This is a genomic window from Hyunsoonleella ulvae (genome assembly GCF_016827605.1).
Classification (GTDB): Bacteria; Bacteroidota; Bacteroidia; order Flavobacteriales; family Flavobacteriaceae; genus Jejuia; species Jejuia ulvae.
On sequence record NZ_JAEPJQ010000003.1, the window covers coordinates 258,394 to 275,181 of the forward strand.

Genomic DNA, 16,788 nt, shown 5'->3' on the forward strand with positions numbered 1-16,788 from the left:
GTATCGGGATCTCATCAATAATACGTTGAGATTATGAATACAGAAACCATTAAAAAAGAAACAAACAACACAGACAAAACTGAGCGCATTAGCGGGAGTGAAGCTATTATTAGATGTTTGATAGCCGAAGGTGTTGACATTCTTTATGGATACCCTGGAGGGGCCATAATGCCAGTTTATGACGAGTTATATAAATATCAAGATAGAATTCATCACGTATTAACACGTCATGAACAAGGCGCAGCGCATGCAGCACAAGGCTATGCCAGGATTTCAGGAAAGGTTGGTGTTGCCATGGCTACTTCTGGACCCGGAGCAACCAACTTGATAACAGGTATAGCTGATGCACAAATAGACTCTACACCAATAGTGTGTATTACAGGGCAAGTACCTTCACATTTATTGGGTACAGATGCTTTCCAGGAAACCGATATTGTAGGTATCTCTACACCAGTTACAAAGTGGAATGCCCAAGTTACCAAAGCATCTGAAATTCCAGAGATCATGGCTAAAGCGTTTTACATTGCAAAAAGTGGAAGACCAGGGCCAGTACTTGTAGATATTACAAAAGATGCACAGTTTGAGGAATTCGATTTTAAATACGAAAAATGTACAGGAGTTAGAAGTTATAAACCTGTACCAAAAACCGATATAAATAAAGTAAAGGAAGCAGCTGCACTTATTAATAATGCTAAAAAACCAATGATTGTTTGGGGACAAGGTGTTATTTTAGGCAAAGCCGAAGAAGAATTAAAAGCAGTAGTTGAAAAATCTGGTGTACCAGCTGCTTGGACTATCTTAGGAGCTTCTGCAATACCAACCTCACACCCATTAAACGTAGGTATGGTAGGTATGCATGGTAATTATGCGCCAAATAAGCTTACCAACGAATGTGATGTGCTTATAGCTATAGGTATGCGTTTTGATGATCGTGTTACGGGTAGTTTAGATACCTACGCAAAACAAGCAAAAATCATTCATTTTGATATTGATCCTGCCGAAATCAACAAAAATGTAAAAGTTGATATTGCGGTTTTAGGAGATGCAAAAGAAAGTCTGGCATTACTCCTTTCAGAATTACATAAGAATTCCCATGAGTCTTGGCACCAAGAATTTAAAGACTTGTATGCTATTGAGTATGATGCCGTAATTAAGGACGATTTATTGCCTGAAAAAGAAGGCTTAACCATGGGCGAAGTCTTAAAGGAAATTAATAATTACAGCGATGGTAATGCAGCAATTGTTTCAGATGTTGGGCAACACCAAATGATTGCCTGTCGTTATGCAGAATTTAATCTTTCCAAAAGTAATATTACATCAGGAGGTTTGGGTACCATGGGGTTTGCTTTACCAGCAGCTATTGGAGCTAAAATGGCAGAACCCCACAGAGAGGTTGTAGCTATTATAGGCGATGGAGGTTACCAAATGAATATTCAAGAATTAGGTACTATTTTTCAGCAAAAAGCGGCAGTTAAAATAGTAGTTTTAAATAATGAATTCTTGGGTATGGTGCGTCAATGGCAGCAATTATTTTTTGATAAACGCTATGCGTCTACCGAAATGACAAATCCAGATTTTGTAACCATAGCAAAAGGCTATTACATAGATGCAAAACGTGTTACAAAACGAGAGGAGTTAGCAGATGCGGTACAAGAAATGATGGCCTCTAAATCCTCATATTTCTTAGAAGTGTGTGTGGAAAAAGAAGATAATGTATTCCCTATGATTCCATCAGGAGCATCGGTTTCTGATATCAGGTTAAGCTAGTATTTAAAAAGATTAAAATGAGTCAAGAGATAAAAACATATACCATATCTGTTTACACAGAAAATAATATTGGACTACTCAATCGTATATCTGCTATTTTTCAACGTAGGCACATCAATATAGAGAGTTTAACAACGTCGCAATCAGAAATTAAAAATGTAAATCGTTTTGTAATCGTTGTTAAAATTACAGAAGAGCAAGCTATTAAAGTAGTAGGGCAAATAGAAAAGCAAGTAGAGGCTATTCGTGCGTACTATCATACTAACGAAGACACTATATTTACAGAATCTTGTATGTTTAAAATAAAGAGCGAATTGCTTTTTGAGGAACCACAGATTCAAAATATCATAAAAGATAGTGATTCTAGAATAGTAACTGTAAATCGGGAATTTTTCGTCTTAGAAAAATCAGGGAGACGATACGAAATAGAAGAGCTTAGAGAGAAATTAGATGCCTTTGGCATTATGCAATTTGTACGCTCAGGACGTATTGCTGTTACCAAGGATGAAATGAAAGTTTCAGAAATATTAGAAGAATTTAGAAATCAATAAATAAATTAAAACTAAAAAAAGCATCTTAATTTGATGGGTGCAAACTAGATTATTAAATCAATAAACAAACAATGGAAAATTATTTTAACACACTTACATTAGCAGGTAAATTAGACCAATTGTCTAAATGTAGATTTATGGATTCGTCTGAGTTTTCAGATGGTGTAGCTGCATTAAAAGGCAAGAAAATTGTAATTGTAGGTTGCGGTGCTCAAGGGTTAAACCAAGGACTAAATATGAGAGATTCTGGTTTAGATATTTCTTATACATTACGTGAAGCGGCAATTAAAGAAAAGCGTGCTTCTTTTGTAAATGCTACCGAAAACGGATTTAATGTAGGAACTTACGAGGAGTTAATTCCAACGGCTGATTTAGTGTTAAACCTTACTCCAGACAAACAACACACCAATGTTGTAAATGCAGTAATGCCATTGATGAAAAAAGGAGCTACATTATCTTATTCTCACGGTTTTAATATTGTAGAAGAAGGAATGAAAGTACGTGAAGATATCACGGTAATTATGTGTGCACCTAAATGTCCAGGATCTGAAGTACGTGAAGAGTATAAAAGAGGTTTTGGTGTGCCAACGTTAATAGCAGTACACCCAGATAACGATCCTGAAGGAAAGGGTTGGGCGCAAGCAAAAGCTTATGCTGCAGCAACAGGAGGAGATAGAGCTGGAGTTCTAGAATCTTCTTTCGTAGCTGAAGTAAAAAGTGATTTAATGGGAGAGCAAACCATTCTTTGTGGCTTATTACAAACAGGATCTATCCTTTGTTTTGATAAAATGGTAGAAGAAGGTATTGATCCAGGTTATGCTTCAAAATTAATTCAATATGGTTGGGAAACAATAACTGAAGGTTTAAAATACGGTGGTATTACAAACATGATGGATCGTTTATCTAACACAGCAAAAATTAAAGCATTCGAATTATCAGAAGAATTAAAAGATATCATGCGCCCGTTATTCCAAAAGCACATGGACGACATTATGGAAGGTAACTTCTCTAGCGGTATGATGGCAGATTGGGCAAATGGCGATGCAAAACTTTTAGGATGGAGAGCGGAAACTGCCGAAACAGCATTCGAAAAAACACCGGCTGGCGATATGGAAATTAGCGAGCAAGAGTATTATGATAATGGGGTGTTAATGGTTGCTTTAGTACGTGCAGGAGTAGAATTAGCGTTTGAAGCTATGACAGAATCTGGTATTATAGACGAGTCTGCATACTATGAGTCATTACACGAAACACCGCTAATTGCAAACACCATAGCAAGAAAGAAATTGTATGAAATGAACCGTGTGATTTCTGATACTGCAGAATATGGTTGTTACTTATTCGACCATGCCTGTAAGCCTTTATTAGCAGATTTTATGAAAACAGTAAGTACTGATGTTATTGGTAAAACTTACGCAAAAGATAACGGAGAAGGTGTTGATAATGCAAAACTTATAGAAGTAAATGCAGCGTTAAGAAACCATCCAGTTGAAAAAATTGGAACATTCTTAAGAGCGTCTATGACCGCTATGAAACCAATAGTATAACAATTCAACTAAACTAAACATTTTTAAATGTTGGAAGGCCTCGCATATTTAATATGTGAGGTTTTTTTATTAGTTAAACCTAACTTTCAAAATTTTTAAATATGCTTAAATCTAACTAATTCAATAGTTTAGAAAGCTATTAAATATCATTATTTCCAACATATTCTATATTAGAAACCTCGCAAACGTTTTAGTGCATTTTAATATAAAATCACTTTGAAAATCATAAGTTTGTAAAGGTTTTGACGACCTCTTTAGAAAGTATTTTTCTTAAATATTGGATATCTTAGCACCATTAAAACTATAACTATGAGCAAAGCACAAGTTGAAATTCCAAATGAATATAAAATAAACGATTTGTTGCACCAATCTACATATCTGGTAGATGGAGAATTAAAGCAATGGAATGGAGATACGGCAGAAATATATTCTACCATTTCTAGTACGAAAACCTATAAGCCTACTTTATTAGGAACAATTCCACAGCTTGGAGAAGCAGAAGCCTTAGAAGCTCTAGAATCTGCAGAAAAAGCTTATGATAAGGGAAAAGGGCTATGGCCAACGATGAAAGTGGCAGATAGAATTGCCTGTATGGAGACCTTTGTAGGAGAAATGAAGACCAAACGGGAAGAAATAGTAAAATTATTAATGTGGGAAATAGGTAAAAACCTACCAGATTCTGAAAAAGAGTTTGATAGAACTATTGAGTATATTTATGATACTATCGAAGCTTACAAGGAAGTAGATAGGGATTCTGCACGATTTGAAAAGCATTCAGGGGTACATGCCCATATTCGTAGAGGTCCTCTAGGAGTAGTATTGTGTTTAGGCCCGTATAATTATCCACTAAACGAAACATTTTGCTTGTTAATACCAGCTTTAATTATGGGAAATACCACCATTTTTAAACCAGCAAAATTAGGTGTGCTTTTAATTTCTCCGTTATTGGAAGCATTTCAAAATAGCTTTCCAAAAGGAGTTGTAAATATTGTGTATGGTCGCGGACGTGTTTTGGCAACACCAATTATGAAATCTGGTAAAGTAGATGTGTTGGCCTTAATAGGAAACAGTAAATCTGCAAATGCATTACAAAGTCAGCACCCAAAAGGAAACAGGTTACGAATGGTGTTGGGCTTAGAAGCAAAAAATCCAGCAATTGTATTACCTGATGCCGATTTAGATTTAGCTGTAGAGGAATGTATCGCAGGAACATTGTCTTTTAATGGGCAACGTTGTACCGCATTAAAAGTGTTATATGTTCACGAATCCATTGTAGAAGAATTTAATAGGCGTTTTGCATACAAAGTAGATCAATTAAAATTTGGAAAACCATGGGAAGAAGGTGCTAAACTAACACCACTACCCGAAGTAGATAAACCAGCATACATTCAAGAATTAATTGATGATGCTACAGCGCAAGGCGCTAAAATTTTAAACAAAAAAGGAGGAGAAACAACCGATAATTTTATTTTCCCAGCAGTGTTGTTTCCTGTAACCAAAGATATGCGCGTGTTTAAAGAAGAGCAGTTTGGACCAGTAATACCAGTAGTGTCATTCTCAGATATTGAAGAACCGTTAGATGACATGGCAGAATCTGATTATGGACAGCAAGTAAGTTTGTTTGGAAAAAATGTTACAACACTCTCACCGTTAATTGATACTTTGGTAAACCTAGTGTGTCGTGTTAACTTAAATAGCTCATGTCAACGTGGGCCGGATGTTTATCCTTTTACAGGACGAAAAGATTCTGCCGTAGGCACCTTAAGTGTTACAGATGCGTTGCGTTCTTTTTCTATAAGAACTTTTGTGGCTTCTAAGGATAACGCTTATAATAATGCGATTTTAAATGAATTGTTAGATCAGAAATCATCTAATTTTATTAGCACAGATTATATTTTGTAGTTATTTTATGAGAATTACCGTATTACTTTGTTTTATTCTATTCATTTCGAAATCGTCTTCAGTAAGGATATTCGAAGGAGAGTTGATTTATCATCATAGTATGAAAGTGGATTCTATAGATTTTTTAAACTCGGAAAAATATTTCGACACATTAAAAGTCATTTATGGAAATAAGAACTATATAAAAATTAAAAACTCAACTGAATACGAAAAAGTAATCTTTATTGATTCCTTGAAAAAGGAATATGTCATTTATAAAGACAATTTAAGTAAATCAAAGAATCTATCCATGAATGAGGACAATCTGAATTATGGTAAACTTTATAATCGAGAAAACTCCCATTTTGGTACAATAATAGCTTTAGAGAAATCAGATACGGTTATAAAATTTAGAAATAAGACTTATGGTCTCAAAAAACTTTTTGTTGAGAGAAAGTATGGTTATGAAACTTATGTGTTTTCTGAAAATGATAGTTTAAAACTGACCGATAATAGAAATATTTTAAGGAACATGGGAGAACAAATTCATCCCAAAGAAATAGCACTTGAAATAGATAATTCTATAATTTATTATTACAGGTTAGAAGCTAAAAATTCTAACGTATTGCAAGAATTCAGTTTAGTTGATATTAAAAACATTAAACTTAACCGTACAGTCTTTAAGCTTCCTGAGCATAGAGATGCTAAAGGTTTTAAAAAGGAAAATAGGAAGAATGGGAGGTTTAAATTTTTTGAACTAGAAAATCAAAAGTAACAGACTAAAATATAGATTGCTTTTTTCAAAAGTTCATTTCCTTTCATTGACTAAAATCATACAAAAACCCAAGAAGTAATAATTATCTTTGCAAAAAGGTAAAATCAATTAAAATATAACACATGAAAAGTATTAAATTTCTATGTACAGGAGTATTGGCCGTAACACTTTTATTCAATTGTGGAGGAGATAAAAAGAAAGAGGCATCAGAAGAAAAAATTAAACTAGGGACAAAAAAAGAAGAAAAAAGCGTAGAGAGCAATTCTAATGATGTAGTTATTACGGGTAACGATGCCATGCAATTCAATAAAAAGGAAATTAGGGTAAAAGCAGGTAAAACTGTAAAAATTACGCTAAGGCACATTGGTAAAATGGGTAAAGATGTTATGGGACATAATTTTGTTTTACTTAAAAATGGAGTCAATCTTACCGCATTTGGTAATAAAGCAGCTAATGCCAGAGATAACGGTTATATTCCAGAATCGTCTACTCAAGATATAATTGCACATACTAAAATGCTTGGAGGAGGCGAAACAGATGTTATTGAGTTTGATGCGCCTGAACCTGGTACTTATGAATTTCTATGTAGTTTCCCTGGGCACTATGCCTTAATGAAAGGAAAATTTATTGTAGAGTAGAGATAAGATATATACTCAAAGAATTGGCGGAGTTACGTCGTGAGAATAAAGATATTACTTGTTTAAGACCAGATTCTAAAAACCAGGTAACTATAGAGTAAAACGAAAAAGTCGGAAGAATAAATCTTCCGACCATGACTGGTCTCAAGACAGTCTTTTTTTATTCGTTTTATTTTGGGTTGTTTACGATTAGAGTATGAAAAGAAGCTTACTAAAAACTACCCTTTCTTTTTTAAAGTAAAAAAAGAGCAAATCTTTAGATTTGCTCTTTCCTAACGTTTTAATGTACCTTATGTTATTACAGGGATATCACTCACAAGTTTCCATTTTCCTTCTTTATTCTGTATTAAACAAAGAATAGCAACAAATGTCATTTTTTCTCCTTTAAAGGCTACCTTGACACTTGCAGATGAACCGTTAATTGTAATGTTTTCGAAGTTTAATTGACGTTTGTCTCCTCCAAATTCTTTTGATTCAATTTTTTTAAGATATGTAGATTTGTCCATAATAACAACAGACTCACTTCCAAATAGACGATTCATAACTATTCGATAATTATCATCTAAATACGTAGCCAATTCTTGCGAATCATTTTTGTCTCCTGCTTTTGCAAAGGCTGTAATTACTTCTTTTATATTTTCAAGTTCTGAATTTTGAGCACTACAACACAAAGCAGAAAATATGAAACAAGTCAAAACGATTTTTTTTATTGATTTCATTATAATTTTGTTTTTATTAATTAATACTCTTTTTTGTTAAATAATTTGATTAATGATAATTCATTTCCTTCATAATTTTTTTAAAGTTTAACGTTAACTGATGTTCTCATGGTAGAGTGATGCTGAAAATCATCCTCTTGACTATATGCCATAATCATATAATACTTCATGCCTTCTGACAGGTCTTTTTGATATTTACTTATTGAAGTTGTTGGAAGTGAAAATCTAATGGTAGTTTTACGAAACTGTTCTTTACCTTCAATATTTTCAACTTGTGGCTTAACTCCAAATTTTGATATTGGGTCATAGTTGCCTGGACTTTTTGTGTAATGTTCAACAAGATTAACTTTGTCTTTAACTACATTTCCCATAAGTAAATACGCTCCTGAAATTCCAGTTTTTGTATTGAAACCTATAGTTACCCAACCGCTAGTCGGAGCGGTCATTTCAAAGTATATTCTGTCATTTTTGAAATGCCAACTTACAGTCATTTTATTTTTGGTGATGCTTTTGTTTTCATTTTCTTGGGCATTACACGCCGTAGTAAGTAATGCCATAAGCATTGTCAATATTTGTTTCATCATTTTAATACACACTTTAGTCATTATATATTTATGTTATAAAATCAATTATTGATATATCAATTTATATATTAAAAAATATTATGTCATGTTTTTTCTAATTTTCAATAATAGATTGCTCAAAAGATTGAGCTCATCTGTAGTAAGGTTTTCTATGCTTTTATTTCTGTGAGATTGTATGAGTTTCATATTATTGTCAATAAACTGTTGTCCTTTTTTTGTTAAACATACGTGGTAGGTTCTTCTATTATTAGGTAATGATTTTCTCAACAGAAGTTCCTTTTTCTCTAATAAATCAATAGTACGTGTTATTGAAGCGGTATCACGATAAGATTTTTCAGCTATATCTCTTTGTGAAAGGTTGGATGATTCTGAAATAATTTTCAGTATAATCCACTGCTCTACAGTAATCCCTAGTTTGTTTTTGTTGAATTCTTTTTGTGAGTACTGTTTAGAAACCTTGCTAGTTAAGTCTATTTGAAATAATATAACATCTTCTATCTTTTTCATGAATGAAAATTTATGAGTACAAATATAGCAAATATATTGATATATCAATAATTGATTTTTTTAATTAACTTAACGGATTTGTAACTGGTTAAACTTTCTATTTTAGTTAAGCTAGATGTGAGTTTTATTTCAACTCCAATAATTCAATATTCTTAAACTCCACTGGGTGGCTTTCGCTTTGTAGTGAAATATAACCACCTTTTAGGTGTTGGTTTTCTTTTGGTTTCCATTTATCTCCTGTGTTTACCGCACCGCCTCCAATATGTGGTTTAGTGTAACTTAACACTTCTTCGCCATTTATAAAATGTTTGATAATGGAATCGTTTCTAACCTCTATTTCAACATGTACCCATTGCTCGCCATGATAGGTTTTTGATGATGATTTTATGATATGCTCTGTGACTAAAGTGTCTTTATAAAACACATGTGTGCCTGGTGTGCATAAGTTTCCTGTAGTGCGTTCATCCACACCATTTCCGCCTAAAAGTTGCACTTCTATACTCACAGGGAAGTTTTGGTCTAGTTCCATATTTTTAGGGTCTTCACAATGAATCATAATACCACTATTTCTTAATGCCCACGGTCTTCCTCCTATAATTTGATTGCCTGTGAACCGATAATCCATTCTAAACCTGTAATTACTATATGGTGTTTTGTAAAATAGGTGTCCGAATGTATTATTAAAGGAGTCGTAAGCCTTGTAGCTTACTTTTAGAATACCATCTTCTACTATAAAAGTATTGTTATGGTTGTTCCCATATTCGTATCCTTTAATTTTTGGTGTCCAACCCTCTAAGTTTTTACCATTAAAAATTGGTGTCCAATGGTCTTCTTTTTTACAAGAAAAGGCTATACTCAGTATTAATGCTATAAGGCATAATTGTTTAAAAAACGTCATAATAGTAGATGTTTATAAAGACCAAGCTTTTCCGTTGGTGGTCTCTTCTAAAGAAACACATCCTTTTTGTGATGCGGGAATAGGGTCGTAAGCCAACACCTGTTCGCCTACCATTTCACTAGTGCGGTAAGCCCAAACGGTTTGATTTCTTAAATTGATGACAGCTTTGTAAACTAAGTTTTTTTCTGCTTCAAATTGTTTTTCTTCCGTTTTGGATGCTCTTAAGTATTTATCTAATAGAGCGGTGTAATCTTGTGTGTTTAGGTCCTTTGCTCCAGTCTCAGGAATGGGTAGTGCCTTAACTATACTTTCTATGCCCTGTTTATATTTTGTTTTATCTTCCTCATCATAAGCTTTAGAAGCATATAAATCTATAAATTTGGGGACATTAACGTCTAAAGCGCCAGGCGTAGCTTCGGTTTTAGGTAAAATTAAATCTACTAGATGTTTTATAACAATGCTCTCTTCTTCCGTAAAGAACACTGGTGTCCATTTTTCAACGTCACTTGTGCAGCTTTGTAAAATGCTTAAAGCACTGGGAGCTATGGCAGAATAACCAAGTGTTAGGCCAATTTGTTTTATGGCGTCTCTACGTTTCATGAGTGTTTGGTTTTAAATTGTTTAACAGCATGATTGGCTGCTCTAGCGGTAAGCGCCATATATGTTAATGAAGGGTTTTGGCACCCTGCTGAGGTCATACAGGCGCCATCAGTTACATACACATTGGGTACACTGTGAATTTGATTGTACTTATTGAGTACTGAGGTTTTAGGGTCTCGACCCATTCTAGCGGTTCCCATTTCGTGAATCCCTATGCCTGGAGCAGCAGGTCTATCATATGGTACAATATTTTTAAAACCTGCTTTATCCAACATGTCTACAGCTTGTTCCACAATATCCTTTCTCATATTGAGTTCATTTTCTTTCCATTCGGCATCAAACGTTATGGTAGGTAAACCCCATTGGTCAAGTTTTTCATAATCTAAAGTCATTTTATTATCATGATACGGTAGGCATTCTCCAAAGCCGCCAAGATGCATTCGCCAAGGTTTAGGTTCAAGTATTCTTTCTTTAAATTCCGCCCCATACCCTAGTTCTGCCACGTGCTCAGAAATACCGCGTCTTCCAGCACCGCCTTGGTAACCATAACCTCTTAAAAATGTTTTTTGCTCACTAGCTTTATCGCCTAGGTTTCTAAAACGTGGAATATAGATACCATTGGGTCTTCGCCCTTTATAGTATTTGTCTTCAAAACCATCAATAGTTCCAGAAGCTCCTGAGCCTAAATGGTGGTCCATAATGTTATGACCTAATTCTCCAGAATCATTCCCTAATCCGTTTGGAAATCGGGAGGATTTCGATTGCATCAAGATAGAAGCCGATGCAATAGCAGAAGCGCAACAGAAAATAATATCGGCTTCAAACTCCAATTTTTCTTTGGTTTCTGCATCAATTATTTTAACACCTGTTGCTTTTTTGTGTGTATCATCATACACAATTTCATAGGCAATAGAATGAGGTCTCAAAGTCATGTTTCCAGTACGGGCAGCAGCAGGTAGTGTAGACGCATTACTGCTAAAATACCCGCCATAAGGGCATCCACGCCTGCATCTTGCTCTAAATTGACACTTACCTCGTCCTTCGCGAGGAGTACTTCCTGTATCATTAGCAACTCTACCAATAGTTAAAACACGTCCTTGATTTTTTGCCATTTCAGCTTTAAGATGTTCTTCTACACAGTTGAGTTCCATAGGTGGTTCAAAAACACTATCGGGTAATTGTGGTAGACCTAATGCCTCTCCACTTATACCTACATAACGTTCCACATAACTGTACCAAGGTTCTAAGTCCTTATAGCGAATTGGCCAATCGACACCATAACCATCTTTTATATTGGCTTCAAAGTCCAAATCGCTTAACCGGTAAGATTGCCTGCCCCACATAATTGAGCGTCCACCAACGTGATATCCTCTCATCCAATCAAATCTTTTTTTCTCGTTGTAGGGGTGTTCTAAATCATTCACAAACCAGTGTCGAGAATCCTTTTTAACCACATAGCTCGTTCTAGACTGTTTGGGTTGTTGGGCAAGTTCTTTAGCGGTGGGTTCGCCACGAAGTTCCATATCCCAAGGGTCTAAATGCGCTGTAGGATAGTCCTTAATATGCTCTACCATTCTGCCACGTTCTAAGACTAAGGTTTTAAGTCCGTTTTCGCACAACTCTTTAGCGGCCCATCCTCCAGTAATGCCAGTTCCTATAACTATAGCATCGTACTTACTTAATATTTTTATTGATTCCTTAGTGTTCATAATGTCTCAGTTTTTCTATAGCATAGGTTTGTATTGTTGATTTGGGACATAATACATGTTAAAAACCTAAGAATTATTACAAAAGACTTAGTTTCTTTATAATATTCGGAAAAATAACTAATTTGTGCAGGTTAATTGTCTAAAATATTTCAGTGAAAATAAATATACAACAGATAGAGCCCTACGAGTCGGGAGAAGTGGTGTATCATGCCGATACATGTTTGCCGTTAATTGATGCTTTTGAGAGAAAGAAATTGAAATTTAAGGCCTTGGCTCGCCACACATATCCTGGCGACAGGTTAGATGATAACACGCTTGGATTGAACAGTATAGGGTATTGGGATGCCAACGAGCCGCAGGATTGGGGGTTGGATTGGCATAGGAATGAAGGGATAGAATTTCATTTTTTAGAGTCTGGTTCTATGCCGTATTCCCAAGAAAACAAGGAGGTGTTGTTAACGCCAAATCATTTAACAATTACACGCCCTTGGGAGGTGCATAAGGTTGGAAATCCCTATATAGGCATGGGGAAATTTTATTGGGTTATTATCGATTTGGGTGTGCGTAGGCCGCATCAAGAATGGGTTTGGCCAGATTGGATTACCCTAACGGAAACCGACCTGTCACGATTAACTAAGTTTTTAAGGCAGAACGAAAAATCGATATTGAAAACAGACCAAAGGGTACGAGACTGTTTTAAACGTATCAATATGGCGGTTAATACAGATGAAAAGGGAAGTAATGCGTCTAGAATTCGACTTTTGGTAAACTATCTTTTAATATTGATTTTAGATTTGTTGGATAACGAAAACATTGAGTTCAATGAATCTTTAACCGATAGTTCTAGAAGTGTGGCTTACTTTTTAAAGGAGCTGGATAAAAATCTTGCTGAGAACTGGACGATAGGTAAAATGTCTCGGTCCGCAGGTGTTGGCCTCACTAGGTTTACGCATCATTGTAAGCAATTGACTAATTTAACGCCAATGCGGTACTTGACCATGTGCAGGTTGAAGATGTCTAAAGAAATACTACTTAAAAATGAAAATCTAACTATTACGGAGGTGGCTTATATGTGTGGGTTTTCAACAAGTCAGTACTTTTCCACGGTGTTTAGAAAACATGAAAAATGTTCTCCAAATGAATATCGCGAGTTATATAGTAAAAAGCAATCGCTTACTACTTATCCTGAGTTGTAAAGTATTTGTTCAAAATCTTTCACTGAATAAAAATAAACAGAAAGAGGCTAATATTTATATATTTTCACGTGTTTACTAACACATCTAAATTAGGAACAATGAAAAGACGTGACTTTATTTATAAAACTGGTCAAACAGGTTTGGCGTTGTCGCTATTAGGGCTCTCTTCTTGCAAAAATACAAACAAGAATAATGAAGCGTCTACGGCAGTAATAGAAAACCCTGCCTGGCATTTTAAAATTTCATTGGCACAATGGTCGTTTAATCGTTCGTTGCGTAATGGTACTATGGATAACTTAGACTTTGCAGCAAAAGCACGCCATTTTGATTGTGAAGGTGTGGAATATGTTAATAGTTTTTTCAAAGATAAGGCCAAAAATAGGTCTTATTTAAAAGAAATGAATGCTAGAGCTAACACAGAAGGGCAACAAAACGTTTTAATAATGATTGATGGCGAGGGAAATTTGGCTGACGCAGATACTCCAAAGCGTTTAAAGGCTATTGAAAATCATTACAAATGGGTGGAAGCTGCTCATTTTTTAGGTTGTCATGCCATTCGCGTGAATCTTGCAGGCGGTATAGATAAGGATGATGCCGTTAAGGCTAGTATAGATTCTTTGTCTAAATTATCTGAATTTGCAAAAGGTTCCAATATCAATGTTTTGGTGGAAAATCATGGTGGGTTTTCTTCAAATGGCGAGTGGATGACACAGGTGTTCTCTCAAATAAAACATGAAAATTGTGGGACATTGCCTGATTTTGGTAATTTCTGTATCCAAAAAGACAAAGACAGAAATTGTCTGGAGGCCTATGATACTTATAAAGGCGTGAAAGAACTATTGCCGTTTGCAAAAGCAGTAAGTGCAAAATCATATAATTTTGATGCCGAAGGAAACGAAACGAAACTAGACTACTTAAGATTAATGAAGCTAGTTAAGGAAGTTGGCTATACAGGCTTTGTGGGTATTGAGTTTGAAGGTAGAGGTATGACTGAAGAAGCAGGTATTACTGCAACGCGAGACTTGCTAAAGAAAGTTGGAAAACAACTTGCTTAAAACACAACTAACCAAACTAAATATAAATGGAGACGATTAATAAGAACAGGTTATTCCTTGGGAGTTGTTTGGCTTTAATTACGACTGCCATGACCTTTGCTATTAGGGCAAGATTAGAAACGGTTTTTGGTCCTGAAGGCGTAGGTTTAACACTAGAGCAAATAGGTTATGCCTTTGCGCCAGCCTTTTTCGGGTTTACCATTGCTATGATTATTGGTGGGCCTTTGGTGGATTTATTGGGTATCAAAAAAATTACTTGGATGGCGTTTATAACCCACGCTGTTGGAATCGTATTGACTTTATTAGCAGATTCCATGACTTCACTATTCATAGCAACCTTGTTTATAGGTATAGGTAATGGTTTTGTAGAGGCAGCCCTAAACCCTATGGTAGCCTCTATGTATCCTGATGAAAAAACCAAAATGCTAAACCGATTTCATGTGTGGTTTCCAGGAGGTATCGTTATTGGTGCACTTGTAGGTTGGTTGGTTATGGATGTTTTAGGATTAAGCTGGCAAGTTATGGTAGGAACATTATTCATTCCGCTTGTTATTTATGGGGTGTTGTTTTGGGGGCAAAAGATTCCTGTTACCGAACGTGTGCAAATGGGCATAAGCAATAAAAAAATGTTCTCTAGCATATTAAAACCTTTATTTCTATTCATGGTAATCTGTATGTTTTTAACAGCGGCTTCGGAATTAGGGACTACGCAGCGTATAGAATCCTTGCTAAAAGAATCGGTAACCGCACCTTTATTGGTGTTGGCGTTTATTAATGGTATTATGGCTTTGGGACGACTTTTTGCAGGACAGGTAGTGCATAAGTTGAGTCCGTCTGGCATGTTGTTATATTCGGCTATTTTTACCTTTATTGGTTTATGGTTGTTAACAATTACCAGTGGCGGAATGACCTTTGTAGCAGCTGCGGTTTTTGCTGTAGGCGTTACGTTCTTTTGGCCTACAATGCTTGGGTTTGTGGCAGAGTATTTGCCAGAAACGGGTGCACTTGGACTCTCCATTATGGGAGGTGTGGGTATGTTTTCTGTGTCTCTAGTATTACCTGTTATGGGAAAACTCATGGATGATGCTAATGCTGCCGAGGCATTACAAACCATGTCTATTTTACCAGCTATATTAATTGTGGCATTTCTAGGATTGCATATTTACATGAAAAAACAACAAAAAGCAGAAGTCTAAAAATATATGGGTAGAATATTAAGAATGGGAATGGTTGGTGGTGGTGCTGGCTCATTTATTGGCGATGTGCATAGAAAGGCTGCAGCCATAGATGGGATGATTGAGTTGGTGTGCGGTGCCTTTAGTAGCACTGCCGAAAAATCGATTGCATCTGGTATAGCATTAGGTCTAGACGAAACAAGATGCTATGGAACATTTGAAGAAATGATTGCAAAGGAGAAAGCACTCCCCAAAGATATTAGAATGGATTTTGTAGCCATCGTAACGCCGAATCATATGCATTTTCCACCTGCAAAATTGGCTTTAGAGAATGGTTTTCACGTGGTGTGCGATAAACCAGTAACCTTAACTTTAGAGGAAGCTGAAGCATTACAAGATGTGGTTGCTAAAAGCGGAAAATTATTTGCGCTAACCCATAATTACACGGGGAATTCTATGGTAAAACAAGCCAAAGCTATGGTGGCTAAAGGCGAATTAGGTATCATTAGAAAAATACAAGCGCAATATTTGCAAGGATGGTTATCTACATCATTGGAAAAAACCGAACAAAAACAAGCTGCATGGCGGGTAGACCCTAAACGTTCAGGAATTGGAGGTGCTTTAGGCGATATTGGTACACATGCTGAAAACTTGATAGAATACATTACAGGCTTAAAAATTGAAGAAATTGCAGCCGATTTAGGACGCTTTGGAGAAGGCAGGGTATTGGATGATGATGGCAATATGCTCATACGTATGGAAAATGGCGCAAAAGGCACAATCTCCATTTCGCAAATAGCATTAGGCGAAGAAAACAATTTGGGCATTAAAGTATATGGTACAAAAGGCAGTATAGAATGGTATCAAGAAAACCCAAATGAACTGACAGCGCGCTGGCTGGAAGCACCTAAAACAATTTACACACCAAACGGTAACGGGTTGCATGACGAGGCTTTGGCGGTCTGTAGAATTCCAGCAGGACATCCCGAAGGTTATCTGGAAGCGTTTGCTACGATATATAAGAATTTCGCATTGCACATAACAGCTGTAAATGAAGGGGGAACTATTGAAAATCCAGATTATCCTACTATCGCAGATGGTGTACGTGGCATGAAATTTATTTACGCTGCTGTGGAAAGTGATAAGAACAATGCTAATTGGACGAAGATTTAAAAAAATTTAATAA

Annotated in this window: 16 protein-coding genes; 10 read left to right on the top strand and 6 right to left on the bottom strand. The window is 35.7% G+C overall.

Annotation, left to right across the window (positions count from 1 at the left end):
- The first annotated feature begins 33 nt into the window (after positions 1 to 33).
- The 6 genes from ilvB (at position 34) to azu (ending at position 7,159) form a co-directional block, all read left to right on the top strand.
- Positions 34 to 1,767: a biosynthetic-type acetolactate synthase large subunit gene (gene ilvB, locus JS605_RS10135; RefSeq protein ID WP_203257609.1), complete on the top strand. Its 1,734-nt coding sequence runs from the start codon at positions 34 to 36 to the stop codon at positions 1,765 to 1,767.
- 17 nt (positions 1,768 to 1,784) lie between these two features.
- On the top strand, positions 1,785 to 2,318 hold the full coding sequence (gene ilvN / locus JS605_RS10140; protein ID WP_203257610.1) for an acetolactate synthase small subunit: 534 nt from the start codon (positions 1,785 to 1,787) through the stop codon (positions 2,316 to 2,318).
- A gap of 71 nt (positions 2,319 to 2,389) precedes the next feature.
- On the top strand, positions 2,390 to 3,865 hold the full coding sequence (gene ilvC / locus JS605_RS10145; protein ID WP_203257611.1) for a ketol-acid reductoisomerase: 1,476 nt from the start codon (positions 2,390 to 2,392) through the stop codon (positions 3,863 to 3,865).
- A gap of 309 nt (positions 3,866 to 4,174) precedes the next feature.
- Positions 4,175 to 5,767 (top strand): NADP-dependent glyceraldehyde-3-phosphate dehydrogenase, encoded by a 1,593-nt coding sequence (locus JS605_RS10150; protein ID WP_203257612.1) that lies wholly within the window; start codon positions 4,175 to 4,177, stop codon positions 5,765 to 5,767.
- 7 nt (positions 5,768 to 5,774) lie between these two features.
- Positions 5,775 to 6,521, top strand: a complete 747-nt coding sequence (locus JS605_RS10155) for a hypothetical protein (RefSeq protein ID WP_203257613.1) — start codon at positions 5,775 to 5,777, stop codon at positions 6,519 to 6,521.
- Positions 6,522 to 6,643: 122 nt separating this feature from the next.
- On the top strand, positions 6,644 to 7,159 hold the full coding sequence (gene azu / locus JS605_RS10160; protein ID WP_203257614.1) for an azurin: 516 nt from the start codon (positions 6,644 to 6,646) through the stop codon (positions 7,157 to 7,159).
- 290 nt (positions 7,160 to 7,449) lie between these two features.
- Here azu and JS605_RS10165 read toward each other — a convergent pair whose 3' ends face one another.
- From JS605_RS10165 to JS605_RS10190, 6 genes are all read right to left on the bottom strand, one after another.
- Positions 7,450 to 7,878, bottom strand: coding sequence for a nuclear transport factor 2 family protein (locus JS605_RS10165; protein WP_203257615.1), 429 nt, complete (start codon positions 7,876 to 7,878; stop codon positions 7,450 to 7,452).
- An 80-nt stretch (positions 7,879 to 7,958) separates the two neighbouring features.
- Positions 7,959 to 8,462 (bottom strand): DOMON domain-containing protein, encoded by a 504-nt coding sequence (locus JS605_RS10170; RefSeq protein WP_203257616.1) that lies wholly within the window; start codon positions 8,460 to 8,462, stop codon positions 7,959 to 7,961.
- A 78-nt stretch (positions 8,463 to 8,540) separates the two neighbouring features.
- Positions 8,541 to 8,969 carry a MarR family transcriptional regulator gene (locus JS605_RS10175; protein WP_203257617.1) on the bottom strand — a complete coding sequence of 143 codons (429 nt, stop codon included), beginning with the start codon at positions 8,967 to 8,969 and terminating at the stop codon, positions 8,541 to 8,543.
- A 124-nt stretch (positions 8,970 to 9,093) separates the two neighbouring features.
- Complete coding sequence (locus JS605_RS10180; RefSeq protein ID WP_203257618.1) at positions 9,094 to 9,867, bottom strand: 3-keto-disaccharide hydrolase; 774 nt, start codon at positions 9,865 to 9,867, stop codon at positions 9,094 to 9,096.
- A 12-nt stretch (positions 9,868 to 9,879) separates the two neighbouring features.
- Positions 9,880 to 10,467: a gluconate 2-dehydrogenase subunit 3 family protein gene (locus tag JS605_RS10185; protein ID WP_203257619.1), complete on the bottom strand. Its 588-nt coding sequence runs from the start codon at positions 10,465 to 10,467 to the stop codon at positions 9,880 to 9,882.
- A complete protein-coding gene (locus tag JS605_RS10190) occupies positions 10,464 to 12,176 on the bottom strand; it encodes a GMC oxidoreductase (RefSeq protein ID WP_203257620.1) in 1,713 nt (570 codons plus the stop codon). Before JS605_RS10190 ends, JS605_RS10185 begins: the two co-directional genes overlap by 4 nt.
- A 152-nt stretch (positions 12,177 to 12,328) precedes the next feature.
- On the opposite strand from JS605_RS10190, the gene JS605_RS17675 reads away from it, so the two are divergent.
- From JS605_RS17675 to JS605_RS10210, 4 genes are all read left to right on the top strand, one after another.
- On the top strand, positions 12,329 to 13,372 hold the full coding sequence (locus tag JS605_RS17675; protein WP_203257621.1) for a helix-turn-helix transcriptional regulator: 1,044 nt from the start codon (positions 12,329 to 12,331) through the stop codon (positions 13,370 to 13,372).
- Positions 13,373 to 13,470: 98 nt separating this feature from the next.
- Positions 13,471 to 14,427 (top strand): sugar phosphate isomerase/epimerase family protein, encoded by a 957-nt coding sequence (locus JS605_RS10200; RefSeq protein WP_203257622.1) that lies wholly within the window; start codon positions 13,471 to 13,473, stop codon positions 14,425 to 14,427.
- A 26-nt stretch (positions 14,428 to 14,453) separates the two neighbouring features.
- A complete protein-coding gene (locus tag JS605_RS10205) occupies positions 14,454 to 15,623 on the top strand; it encodes an MFS transporter (protein WP_203257623.1) in 1,170 nt (389 codons plus the stop codon).
- A 6-nt stretch (positions 15,624 to 15,629) separates the two neighbouring features.
- Positions 15,630 to 16,775 (top strand): Gfo/Idh/MocA family protein, encoded by a 1,146-nt coding sequence (locus JS605_RS10210; RefSeq protein ID WP_239000322.1) that lies wholly within the window; start codon positions 15,630 to 15,632, stop codon positions 16,773 to 16,775.
- Positions 16,776 to 16,788: the final 13 nt, after the last annotated feature.